11 protein-coding genes are annotated in these 12,700 nt (G+C 59.7%); all 11 read left to right on the top strand.

What is annotated here, in order from left to right:
* Positions 1–63: 63 nt before the first annotated feature.
* The 11 genes from EET67_RS12465 (at position 64) to EET67_RS12520 (ending at position 12,668) form a co-directional block, all read left to right on the top strand.
* Positions 64–483 carry a RidA family protein gene (locus EET67_RS12465; RefSeq protein WP_128626509.1) on the top strand — a complete coding sequence of 140 codons (420 nt, stop codon included), beginning with the start codon at positions 64–66 and terminating at the stop codon, positions 481–483.
* A gap of 16 nt (positions 484–499) precedes the next feature.
* A complete protein-coding gene (locus EET67_RS12470; protein WP_128626510.1) occupies positions 500–1,177 on the top strand; it encodes a DUF1028 domain-containing protein in 678 nt (225 codons plus the stop codon).
* Between the two features lie 148 nt (positions 1,178–1,325).
* Complete coding sequence (locus EET67_RS12475; RefSeq protein WP_128626511.1) at positions 1,326–2,252, top strand: LysR family transcriptional regulator; 927 nt, start codon at positions 1,326–1,328, stop codon at positions 2,250–2,252.
* A 137-nt stretch (positions 2,253–2,389) separates the two neighbouring features.
* Complete coding sequence (locus EET67_RS12480; RefSeq protein WP_128626512.1) at positions 2,390–3,781, top strand: aspartate ammonia-lyase; 1,392 nt, start codon at positions 2,390–2,392, stop codon at positions 3,779–3,781.
* 140 nt (positions 3,782–3,921) lie between these two features.
* On the top strand, positions 3,922–4,920 hold the full coding sequence (locus EET67_RS12485; protein WP_165899886.1) for an NAD(P)H-quinone oxidoreductase: 999 nt from the start codon (positions 3,922–3,924) through the stop codon (positions 4,918–4,920).
* A 636-nt stretch (positions 4,921–5,556) separates the two neighbouring features.
* On the top strand, positions 5,557–6,633 hold the full coding sequence (locus tag EET67_RS12495; RefSeq protein WP_128626514.1) for a mandelate racemase/muconate lactonizing enzyme family protein: 1,077 nt from the start codon (positions 5,557–5,559) through the stop codon (positions 6,631–6,633).
* Between the two features lie 28 nt (positions 6,634–6,661).
* Complete coding sequence (locus tag EET67_RS12500) at positions 6,662–7,660, top strand: TRAP transporter substrate-binding protein (protein WP_128626515.1); 999 nt, start codon at positions 6,662–6,664, stop codon at positions 7,658–7,660.
* Between the two features lie 105 nt (positions 7,661–7,765).
* A complete protein-coding gene (locus tag EET67_RS12505) occupies positions 7,766–8,371 on the top strand; it encodes a TRAP transporter small permease (RefSeq protein ID WP_128626516.1) in 606 nt (201 codons plus the stop codon).
* The gene (locus EET67_RS12510) at positions 8,371–9,651 is read left to right on the top strand and encodes a TRAP transporter large permease (RefSeq protein ID WP_128626517.1); all 1,281 of its coding nucleotides are present in this window, start codon (positions 8,371–8,373) and stop codon (positions 9,649–9,651) included. Before EET67_RS12505 ends, EET67_RS12510 begins: the two co-directional genes overlap by 1 nt.
* Positions 9,652–9,798: 147 nt before the next feature.
* Entirely contained in the window at positions 9,799–10,965 is a 1,167-nt protein-coding gene (gene argE, locus EET67_RS12515; RefSeq protein ID WP_128626691.1) for an acetylornithine deacetylase, read from the top strand.
* Positions 10,966–11,138: 173 nt separating this feature from the next.
* Positions 11,139–12,668 carry a UxaA family hydrolase gene (locus EET67_RS12520; protein ID WP_128626518.1) on the top strand — a complete coding sequence of 510 codons (1,530 nt, stop codon included), beginning with the start codon at positions 11,139–11,141 and terminating at the stop codon, positions 12,666–12,668.
* Positions 12,669–12,700: the final 32 nt, after the last annotated feature.

The following is a 12,700-nucleotide window of genomic DNA, read 5'->3' on the forward strand; positions in this document are numbered from 1 at the left end:
TGCCTGTGCGTGCTGTTCCCTGTCGGCCGCACAGGCGATTTTTCTCAGTGAAAGAACCAGTTCATGATCCACAAGCGTCTTCGCCCGTTCAACACCCGTGAGACCTACCCAGAGCAGAAGCTCGATAATGACCTGTCCCAAGGCGTGGTGGCCCGCGGCACGATGGTCTTCCTGCGAGGGCAGGTTTCCCAGGACCTCGAAACCCGTGAGTGCCTGCATGTGGGCGATGCCGGTGCGCAGACGGCCAAGACCATGGCAAACATCAAGATGCTGCTGGAAGAAGCTGGCAGCGAGATGGCTCATATCTGCCGCATCGTCGTTTATGTCACCGACATCCGCTACCGCGAGGCCGTCTACCAGGAGATGGGCAAGTGGCTCAAGGGTGTGTTTCCCTGCTCCACCGGCCTGGTGGTTCCGGCCCTCGCGCGGCCGGAATGGGTCGTGGAGATCGAGGTGACGGCCGTCATCCCCGACGCAGCTTGATTGGAGGCTTGGCGACGTGACCTTCTCGATTTCCGCACGCTGCGCAAGGACTGGCATGTTCGGAATTGCCGTCTCGTCCTCCAGCCCGTGCGTTGCCGCGCGCTGTGCCCATGCAAGGGCAGGCGCCGGCGTGGTGGCCACACAGAACATAACCGATCCGACACTCGGACCGCGCGGGCTTGACCTGATGGCTTCCGGATTGAGCGCAAGCGAGGCGCTTGAGCGCATCAAATCAGAAGCCAAGCATATAGAGTATCGACAGCTGGCGTTGGTTGACAGCAATGGCAATGGTGCGGCTTTCTCCGGTGCCAATACGCTTGGCACCCACCGTACAGTCATTCAGCCCAATGTCGTGGCGGCAGGCAATCTGCTGTCCAGTCCGGTGGTGCCGGAAAAAATGGCGGAAGCCTTCCTGGCCAGTCCGGAAAAGTCGCTCGGCGCCCGCCTGATCCATGCGATGCAGGCGGCGTTGAAGGCCGGCGGCGAGGAGGGCCCCGTTCATTCGGTGGGAATGCTCCTCGTGCGTGATGTTGCCTGGCCGGTCGCTGACCTGCGGGTTGATTGGCACGACACCGATCCCATCGGCGAACTCGCCAAGCTTTGGGAGCTTTGGGAACCCCAGCTTGAGGCCTATGTCTCGCGCGGGATCAATCCCTCGGTCGCTCCCTCCTACGGTGTTCCCGGCGATATGTAGGGCCAGGACATCCTTGACATGATTTGGATCCGTCGCCATCGTCAGCGACGGTTCCCTGCGTAATCGTTCGAAATTGCGAGGAACTGCTGGCTTGGACCTTAACTTAGCTCAGGGTTTCGTGGACGATACCAATCTACGTACATTTTCGATGCGATTCACGCTTCGGCAACTCGCCTACTTCGTGGCGGCGGGCGAGGTCGGCGGTGTCACTCTTGCGTCGGAGCGCATCAATGTTTCTCAGCCTTCGATCTCGGCCGCGATTTCGCAGCTTGAGGCCGAGTTCGGGCTGCAATTGTTCGTGCGCCACCACGCGCAAGGTCTTTCGCTAACCCCTGCCGGGCAGCGCGTCATGCAGGCGGCCAAGGCGCTGTTGCGTCAGGCGGAAGAGCTTCACAGCGTCGCCCAGGAGGTGGCGCAGTCGGTCTCCGGGCCGTTGCATGTGGGTTCCTTCCGCACGCTTTCGCCCATGCTCATTCCTGACCTGTGCAAAACCTTCATGGTCAAGAACCCCGCCGTGAGGCTGCAGGTCTGCGAGGAGGATGAGGCCACATTGCTGGCCAAGCTGCGCCGTGCGGAGATCGATCTGGCGCTGACCTATGCCATCCATCTGACCGAGGACATCGCCTTCGAGCCATTGGCCGAACTGCCGACTTTCGTTCTGCTGGCGGCCGACAACCCGCTTGCGCAAAAGGAATCGATTGCGCTCTCGGACCTCGTCGACATGCCTTTCATCCAGCTCGACATGCCGCTGAGCAAGGAATATTTCATCTCGCTCTTCATGATGCAGGGGCTCACGCCGAATATCGCGGCAAAATCCGAATATCCGGAAACCGTGCGCAGCTTCGTGGCCTCGGGTTTCGGCTATTCCCTGTCTACGGCAAGGCCGTTGAACAAGTCGGCGCTCACGGGCAGACCCCTGGCTTATGTGCGTTTGCAGGGGGATCATCCGCCGATGATTCTTGGCATCGCAACACTTGAAGGACTGCGGATGACGCGCGCGGCGGAGAGTTTTCAACAACATTGCCGGGAACTGATCTCCACCCGCAACCTCCCCGGAATGGCCCCCTGGAACTGACCTGCCGCGGCAGGTTCGGTTCCAATGTTCTCAAACTTTACTTTTTTCGATTGGCATCGCCTCGAAAGCTTTCCTAGACATCTGTCCCGGGAATCGGAGTGCTGCGTGGGGTGCTCCTGAAAGGAGTGACTATGGACATGCAGTTCAGGCGAGAACACGACAGTTTGGGGAGCGTCGACGTGCCCGTCGGTGCCTTGTGGGGGGCGCAGACGGAGCGGGCACGGGGCAACTTCCGTATCACCGGCATCACCCTCAGCCGCTTTCCGCATCTCATCACCGCCCTGGCGATGACCAAGAAGGCGGCTGCGCGGGCCAATTTGCAATTGGGCGTGCTGTCCAGCGAAAAATTCGAGGCGATCTGTGCTGCCTGTGATGAGATCATTGCCGGCCGGCATCGCGAGGCGTTTCCTCTCGATGCCATCCAGGGGGGCGCCGGAACCTCCGTCAACATGAACGCCAATGAGGTCATCGCCAATCTGGCCAATGAGCGCCTGGGCGGCATTCGCGGCGCAAATGCGCCGGTGCACCCCAATGATGACGTCAATCGCTCGCAATCCACCAATGACGTCTATCCGACTGCGGTGCGCCTGTCTCTCATTCTGGCGCATGCCGATCTCGGGGCGGCCATAGTCGCCTTGGCGGATTCCTTTGACGAGCGCGCGAAAGCCTTTGCCGAGACGGTCAAACTTGGCCGTACCCAGCTTCAGGATGCGGTGCCGATGACGCTCGGGCAGGAGTTCGCTGCCTTTGCCGCCGTATTGCGGGAAGATGTCACTCGGCTGCAAGAGATGCTGCCGCTGCTTGGCGAGGTCAATCTCGGCGGCACTGCGATTGGCACCGGTCTGAACGCGCCGAGGGGGTATGCCGAGGTGGCGATTGCCGAATTATCGGCAATCAGCGGCCACAAGCTTACTCGTGCTGCCAACCTGATCGAGGCGAGCTGGGACATGGGGGCTTTTGTCCTGTTCTCGGGAATGCTGAAGCGGCTGGCAACGAAGCTCTCCAAGATCTCGAACGATCTGCGCTTGCTTTCCAGCGGGCCACGTGGCGGGTTGGGTGAGATCCGGTTGCCGGCGGCGCAGCCCGGCTCGTCGATCATGCCCGGAAAGGTCAATCCCGTCATCCCGGAGGTGGTCAATCAGGTTTGCTTCCAGGTCATCGGGAATGATCTCGCCATCACTTTCGCGGCGGAAGCAGGCCAGCTTCAGCTGAATGCGATGGAGCCGCTTATCGCCTTCAACCTGCATTTCTCGATCCAGATGCTGCACGCCGCCATACGGGTTCTCGACGAGGGTTGCGTGCAGGGCGTCGAGGCCGATGCAGCGCGCAGCCGCGAACATCTGGAGGCAAGTGTGGGCACCGTTACCGCGCTGGTCCCGTTGATCGGCTATGGCCCCAGCGCCGAGCTGGCCAAGGATGCGCTTCGGCTGGATCGCAAGATCGCCGATCTTGCCGTGGAGCGAGGACTGGTCACGAGCGAGCAGGCTGCCGAGATGCTCGATCCGATGCTTCTGGCTTTTCCCACCTGACGTGACGGCGTCAGCGAGTTGCTTCGACTTATCCGATCCTGAAAGCCGCCAATCGCGATTTTACTGATACCGAACCTCGTCCCAAACTGCCGGGACGAGTATTCGAGCCAGCCTATGGCCCCGACAGTCGGAGCGTATCAATGACTTTGCCCGAGACGATGAAGGCGGTGGTGGCATCGCAACCCGGCGGCCCTGAAGTGCTGCGGCTGGTGGAACGGCCGGTGCCGCAACCCGGGGCAGGGGAGGTGTTGGTTCGCGTCGCCGCCGCGGGGGTCAATCGGCCTGACATCATGCAAAGGCGCGGTGCCATCGCTGTGCCGGCCGGCGTCACCGACATTCTGGGCCTGGAAATAGCCGGCGAAATCGTAGCCGTCGGTCCGGGCGTCGATGGCGTGGCCGTCGGGCGGCAGGTCGCGGCGCTGGTATCGGGCGGCGGCTATGGCGAATATTGCCTTGCTCAGGCCGGCCATTGTCTGGCGATTCCTGCCGGAATGGACCATGTCGCCGCTGCAGCACTTCCCGAAGCGGCGTTTACCGTCTGGCATAATCTCTTCGAACGTGGACGTCTCGCACCCGGCGAAAGGGTCCTGATCCATGGCGGTGCCAGCGGCATCGGCTCATTGGCGATACAGCTTGCGCGCGCTATCGGAGCCACTGTCGTTGCAACCGCGGGAGGGGTTGAGAAAGTCGCTTTCCTGCGTGAACTCGGCGCCGATATCGCCATCGACTACCGCAGCCAGGACTTCGTCGAGGTCTGTCGCGGCGCCTTGGGCGAAGCTGGCGTCGACGTGGTCCTGGATATTGTCGGTGGAAGCTATATTGCGCGTAATTTCGCCGTCATGGCGCCTGGTGGCCGGCATGTCAGCATCGCTTTCATGGAAGGTGCGGTCGTTCCGATCGATCTGACGGCGGTAATGGTGAAGGGGCTCACGCTGACGTCCTCCACCATGCGGCCCAAACCCGTTGAGGAAAAGACCCGGTTGGCGCGCGCGGTGGAGCGCCATGTCTGGCCGCTGGTCAGCAAAGGGCGGGTCAGGCCGCCTGTTTTCCGAACCTATATGCTGGAGGAAGCCACGCAGGCGCACTGCCTGATGGAAGAAAATGGCAATATGGGGAAAATAATCCTAAATATATATTGATAGTCTATCCAGTTTAGTGTGGAGAAATACAAATTATACTTAAATACGGGGCTTATCCAGATGGATCTCTACGATGTGCTTTTGGTCACGAGAGATGCCAGCCCGGAGGAAATTGAGGTTGCATACAGCAGGAGGATGGCGCAACTTGATAGGAAGGGGATGGTCGGATTTATTTTAAGGAAACTGAATTTTTCTGAAAACGTAATTTATGCATATAATATACTGTCCAATTCTTGTACTCGGAAGGACTACGATCGATCTCCTTGGAAGTATAGGGATATGTGTGATCGGTATTTTGGATTCTGATCGCTCTTCTATATCGGATGCCATGATCTCAGCTGTGGTTGTGCCCAAAATATACTTCTAGAGCGGGGCAGTGGGATCCGTCACCGGATCCGTCACCTGTAAATCTGGCAGGACTTAGTCATTGATCTGCAATCCCCGCGTGCGCAGTCCTTACCGCTCACGCATATGTTGTTAAGGTACGTTTTGTTGGAATTGAAATTTCTGACCTTCTGTATCGGAAATATGTCTTTGCGTCATTGTCTTTCGTATACGTAGTATTCATAATAAGATATCTGAACTTTATAAGTATAGATATATTTCCTATATTAATAAACGGCTCGAACGCCGTTTATGGGCGTAGGTGCGTCTGAGAGAAGGGAATTCGTCAACAAGCCGATCGAGGACGATTATCGGATCATTTGCGAGATCGAGACGGATGACGGGCATGTCGGCTTCGGCATGGCGTCGCGGTTTCTCTGGCATGGCGTGGCCGGCATCGTCGCGCATCATATCGCGCCTGCCATCAAGAATATGGACCCGCGGGATCTGGAACTGATCCACGCCCGCCTTCAGCCGATCCTGTCCGAACGTGGACAGATGACAGGCATCAATCTGTCAGCCTTGTCCTGCGTCGATCTTGCGCTGTGGGACCTGATCGGCAAGCAGAGCGGACGTACGGTTGCGCAGATGCTGGGCGGACACAAGGACTATGCCGACGCCTATGTGACCTATGGTTTCCTTGCCTATGAGGCGGACGAGCTGATCGAGATGGCCCGGCGCCTGATCGCGAAGGGACATACGCGTCTCAAGATGCTTGTCGGCGGCAAGGCCGGCATTGTCGAGGACGCCAGGCGCGTGCGCAAGGTGCGCGAAGCAATTGGCGAGGACATTCTTCTGGCGGTCGATGCCAATGAAAGCCTCAGCGCCGAGAATGCGATGCGGCTGTGCCCGATGATTCAGGAATACAATATCGCCTGGTTCGAAGATCCCATTCGCCGTGTCGATGCGCGCGACCTCGGGATGATGCGCAAGCGCACGACCATCCCGTTCTCGGCTGGCCAGATGGATGGTCATGTACTGCGTTTCCGCGAGTGGGTGGAGCATGACGCGATCGACATTTTCATGCCCAACAGCATGTACAATGGCGGCATGACCGAGACCCGCCGGGTCGCAAGTCTTGCCCAGGCTTACAACAAGCCTTTGTCTGATGCCGGTGGCGGCGGCATCTACTGCCTGCATCACGTTGCGGGCTTCCGCAACGGTACGCTTGCCGAAATCCATCTCGGATCAGAGCAGGTCGAAGAGCAGATGTTCACCGATGCCCCCAAGGCAAAGGACGGCAAGGTTGCGATCCCGAATGCGCCTGGTTTCGGCGTGACGCTCGATCGTGATCGACTGAAGGAGACGTTGGTTCAGAAATATTCGTAGTCAGCAAAACATCGGGAGGAGAATAACAATGCTGAATTCTATGAAAAGGCTTGCTGCAGGCAGTCTGCTCTTGCTGGGGGCAACGGCGCTTGCACTGCCGGCAATGACCGAGGAATTGTCGCTGAGAATGTCCAGCCCTTCGCCGGCGACCACCATGGATACGCTACTTATGCAGACCATGGCTGACAAGCTGAAGGACAAATTGGGGGACGACTTTAAGAGCGATTTCCATCACAGCGCTGCGCTTGGCGACGAAAATGTGCACATGCAGCAGATCCGCACCGGCCAGATCGACATAACGCCACTTGGCTCGGATGCTGTGCAGCTCAATCCGGCCTGGGCGGTGTTCGAACTGCCGTTCCTGTTCGGGGACCGCGCAGATGTGGCGCGCCTGCTCGATGGCGAGATCGGCGAAAAGCTCCGCCAGTCTATGCGTGAAAAGGCAGGCCTGGAGGTTCTTGCCTTCGGTGAAATCGGTTTCCGGCAGATCACCAATAATGTGCGCCCGATTAGCAAGCCGCAGGACTTGAGCGGCGTGAAGATAAGGGTGCCCGGCAGCCAGGCACGCATGCTGACCTTCAAGACCTTTGGTGCCAATCCGGTCACTTTGAACTATGGCGAGATTTATCTTGCGCTTCAGAGCGGTACGATCGACGGGCAGGAAAACCCGCTGAACGATATCGTCTCCAACTCGATGCACGAGGTGCAATCTTATCTGTCGCTCTCCAATCACGTCTACACGCCTGTTACCCTGGTGATGAATGGCGCCCGGTTCGACGGACTGAGCGACGACCAGAAGGCCGTGGTGAAGGAAGCCGCGCAGGCTGCTGCGGCTGATATGCGCAAGCTCGGCGAGCAGAAGGACCAGGAACTGCTCGACAAGCTGAAGGCTGAAGGCAAGATCGCGATCAATGAAATAGATCGTGCGGCTTTCCAGGCAGAATCGGCGACGATCTATGCATCCGTCGAAGAGATCGCCGGCGCCGACCTGACCAAGGCCGTGCTTGAAGCAGCTGCCGCCGACTGACGATTCGACCGGAGCGCGCGGTCCTGCGTGCTCCGGTCGTCCCCACGCGGCCACACTCTTGGAGGGGAGGGGCCAGGCACTGCAAATGAAATCGGGAGGATTTCCATGACCGTTCGCGACAGCGGATTAGATGACGGCCTTGCGCAGGCGATCACCAAGGCGTCGATCGAGGCAGAACTTTCAAATACGGTGGACGAGACCGGCATAGACAAATGGATAAACGGCGTCGTGGAAGTTTTCGGCGTCCTTGTGCTCGCCGCCATCACGCTTCTGGTTTTCGCCAATGCATTCCTGCGCTACACCTTCAACTCGGGCATCATCTGGGCAGATGAGGTCGTCATCGCCCTGGTGCCGTGGCTGGCGATGCTGGGCATGTTTCTCTCCGTACGCAGGCGGGAAATCATTCGGATCGGCTTCCTGATCGACCGCCTGACGCCGCGCTCGCGGCGTTTGCTGCTGATTGTGACCGAACTCGCCTCCACGGTGGCCTTCGGCTACCTGACGATCGTGTCCTTCAGTTACCTCTCCCTCTTCGGTTCAGATCGATCCGTCTATCTGTCATTGTCGAAGGGCTGGTTCACCTCCGCCATGTGCATCGGTGCCGGACTTGTCTGCCTCGCGTTCCTGGTCGAGGCCATAACGCATTTCCGTCGCGCCGACGATCATGATCAGCTCGATGCGCAGCATCCCGTAAATGTTGGAGGAATCTGATGATCGGCGCCTCTATCGGTATTGTCTCGCTCGTCGGCTTTCTGGTCGCCGGCGTACCCATGATCGCCGCGCTGATGATCGCGGTGGCCATCAGTCTTTTTCTTGGCAGCCAGTGGGGACTGGTACTGCCACAGAACATGGTGGCAGGAATGAGCAGCTACACGCTGATCTCCTTCCCGCTCTTCGTGCTTGGCGGCATCTACATGAATGCCGGCGGCATCTCCGGCAAGCTGTTCAATTTCGCCCGCTCGCTGGTCGGCTGGATGAAGGGCGGTCTGGCCCAGGTCAACGTGCTCACCAGCATGTTCTTCGGCGGTATGGTGGGGTCATCCACCGCCGACCTTGCCGGCAGTGCTTCCATCATCATCCCGGAGATGAAGAAAGAGGGATACACCGGGCCGTTTGCGGCGGCGGTAAGTGCGTCTGCAGCCGGCGTCGGGCCGTTGATCCCGCCCAGTTCGCCTGCGATCCTCTATGCTGCCGTTACGGGCACGTCGCTTGGGGCGCTGTTCATTGCCGGACTGATCCCGGGCATACTGCTCGGCCTCGTCTTCATGGCCGTGGTGACATATCTTGCCCGCAAGAACGGATACCCTACCTTCGGAAAATTCTCTCTTGTCGAGATTTTTCGGACGGCCAAGTCTGCCGGCCTTGCGTTCGGCATGCCGGCCATCATTGTCGGCGGTTTGATTTTCGGTATCTTCACGCCATCTGAGGCGGGCGCTTTCGGGGCGGTCTATGCCGCGTTCCTGGCGCTTTTCGTCTATCGCACGCTCGATCTGATCGGATTATATCGTGCGACCGTTGCGGCAGTACAGCTTTCCGGCGAATTGCTGCTTATCGTCAGCCTCTCGGCGGCCCTGGGCTCGGTGCTGTCGGCCGCCCATGTGCCTGCTACCCTGGCGTCCTTCATCGATGTGCTTGCCATTGGCGACAGCGCATTCCTGCGTCTTTGTGCACTGATGGTGATTGCCGTCATCGCCGGCATGTTCCTCGACCCGCTGATCCCCGTCCTGGTTCCTGTTCTGCTGCCGACGCTGATCGCCTTCGACATCGATCTCCTGCATTTTGGAACTCTGATGGTCATGGCGGTGGTGATCGGGCAGGTGACGCCTCCGGTTGCAATGTCACTCATCATTGCGGGGCGTATCGCCAGGTGCGACCAGCTCCAGGTATTTCGGGCCAACATGCCGTTCTTCATCGTGACACTGCTCTTTACGGCAGTGTTGATGGCGGTTCCGGGACTGGCGACCTGGCTGCCTCGGCTTCTGGCTCAGTAGGAAACGATTGCCGTATTTGAGGCATATCAAGCAAGTTGGCCGGCCGGGAATTGACCCGGTCGGCCAGCGCCGTGGAAGGGGGCCGGTGAGGTTGTGTTCCCGGCTCTTTGGCAACCGCACCAAGGCCAGGCAATGAGGAATGGCATGATGGATAGCGTTCGTATCCTTGAACGGCTGATCGCGTTTCCGACGGTGAGCCGAGACTCGAATCTTGGGCTCATCGACTACGTGGCCGAAATGCTGGACGCGAACGGTGTCGCCTGCCAGATCCTCCACAGTGAAGGCGGCCACAAGGCCAATCTCTTTGCCACCATCGGCCCGTCCAACATGCCGGGCATCATGCTCTCCGGCCACACCGACGTCGTGCCGGTCGATGGCCAGGACTGGACGGTGCCGCCCTTCGAGATGACGGAACGGGACGGACGGCTTTACGGCCGCGGGGCGGCCGATATGAAGGGTTTCGTCGCTTGCGCACTCGCCGCCTGTCTGAAGGCGTCGAAGATGCAGCTTGCCACGCCACTTCATCTTGCACTTTCCTACGATGAGGAAATCGGCTGCATCGGCGTGCGCAGCCTTGTCGAGATGCTGCAGGGCGCACCGCAGCGGCCATTATTGTGCATCGTGGGCGAGCCCACCGGCATGCAGGTTGCCACCGGCCATAAGGGCAAGATCGCGGCCCGCGCCATCTGCCGCGGTCGTGAGGGCCATTCGGCGCTGGCACCCCTGGCACTCAACGCGATCCATCTCGGCTGTGATTTCGTGGCGGCCCTGCGCCGGGAGCAGGACAGGCTGGCGCGCGAAGGGGCGAGAGACGGCGATTACGACATCCCCTATACGACCGTCCATGTCGGCAAGATGAATGCCGGCGTCGCCCTCAACATCGTACCCAATCTGTGCCAGATCGATTTCGAGATCCGCAACGTGGCGGCTGACAGCCCCGAGGAGATTCTAAAGGGCCTTAAATCAGAAGCATTGCGCATTGCCGCCGAGGCAAAGTCGACTGCGCCCGAGGCGGCGATCGACATCGAGATTTTCAACGCCTATCCCGGCCTCGACACGCCAGCGGCCTCCCAGGCGGTACGCTTCGTCAAATCGCTGACCGGGGCCAATGGCACGATCAAGGTCGCTTTCGGCACCGAAGGCGGGCTGTTCAGCCGCGACGTGGGCACGCCAACAGTGGTGTGCGGGCCGGGCTCGATGGCGCAGGGCCATAAACCGGACGAATTTGTCAGTATCGAGCAGATGCGGCGTTGTGATGACATGCTGGAACAGCTTCTGAGACGCCTCGCACAAGACCAGCCGCTGATGGCGTGACGGCCCATGCGTCATTGCCTCGCGGTGGCTGAGACCCTAGCGCATCACAAGGTGCTGAGCTCTTTTCTCGAAAATGTGGATCAGGAGGGTCTTGAGCACGGCTCTGTCATCCTAATATATTAATCTGTCCAAGGCTGATATTTTTGCCTGACTTCATTACGAAGGCTCAAACAATGTTGAACCCATCCAAGATAAAGGTCCTGGGCCTCAACGACGATGACAACGTGCTGGTGGCGGCAGCCCGCCTCGAAAAGGGTGCGGACCTTGGCGGCGGGCTTATTGCGCGGCAAGCCATACCATTCGGACACAAGGTGGCTTCGAGGGCCATTGCCCCGGAGGAGCCGATCCGCAAATTCGGCCAGATCATCGGCTTTGCCAGCCAGCCGATCGAGGCTGGTGACTGGGTGCACGAGCACAACGTTTTCCTGCATGATTTCCAGCGCGATTATCAGATCGGAGTGGATTTTCGCCCGGAAAATATCCTTCCGGCAGAGGAACAGGCCACATTCCGGGGCTATCGCCGCGAGAATGGCCGTGTCGGCACCCGAAATTATATCGGCATCCTCACCAGCGTGAACTGTTCGGCATCGGTTGCCCGCTTCATTGCCGAGGCGGCTACGCGGTCGGGCGTGCTGGATGCCTATCCGAATGTCGACGGCGTCGTCTCCTTCACCCATGGAACCGGCTGCGGCATGGCTTCGTCGGGCGAAGGCTATGATGTGCTCCAGCGGACGCAATGGGGCTATGCCGGCAACCCCAATCTCGGGGCGGTGCTGCTGGTCGGGCTCGGCTGCGAGGTCTTCCAGATCGGTCGCATGAAGTCCGTCTACGGCATTGAGGAGCGCGAGACTTTCCGCACCATGACCATCCAGGACAGCGGCGGCACCCGCCGGACAATCGAGCAGGGCCTGGAGCGGATCAGGGAAATGCTGCCGCTGGTCAATTCAGCAAGTCGCGAGGACGTGCCGGCCAGCGAACTTATGCTGGCCCTGCAATGCGGCGGCTCCGATGGCTATTCGGGCATCACCGCCAACCCGGCGCTGGGGGCAGCCGCCGACATTCTGGTGCGCAATGGCGGCACCGCGATCCTTTCGGAGACGCCCGAAATCTATGGCGCCGAACACCTTTTGACGCGCCGGGCGCGCAGCCGCGAGGTCGGTGAAAGGCTGATTGAGCGCATCAGATGGTGGGAGGACTACACTGCCCGCAATGGCGGCGAGATGAATAACAACCCTTCGCCCGGCAACAAGCTGGGCGGGCTGACGACCATACTTGAAAAGTCGCTCGGGGCGGCTGCCAAGGGCGGGACCACCCCGCTCAACGCCGTCTATGAATATGCCGAACCGGTGACCGAAAAGGGCTTCGTCTTCATGGATACGCCCGGCTACGATCCGGTTTCGGCCACCGGCCAGGTGGCCGGCGGCGCCAATGTGCTGTGCTTCACCACCGGACGCGGTTCGGCCTATGGCTGCAAGCCGACGCCATCCATCAAGCTGGCGACGAATACCGCAATGTATGAACGAATGTCGGAAGACATGGACATCAATTGCGGCGATATCCTCGATGGCGTCACGATCGCGCAAAAGGGGCGGGAGATCTTCGAGGAGATCCTTGCCGTTGCCTCCGGCAAGCGCACCAAGTCCGAGGAACTCGGCTATGGCGACAATGAGTTCGTTCCCTGGCAGATCGGCGCCGTGATGTAGCCGGCCCGGCCTGCTGCATCGCATAGGGCGCG

It is taken from the genome of Borborobacter arsenicus, assembly GCF_003934165.1.
GTDB lineage: Bacteria > Pseudomonadota > Alphaproteobacteria > Rhizobiales > Rhizobiaceae > Pseudaminobacter > Pseudaminobacter arsenicus.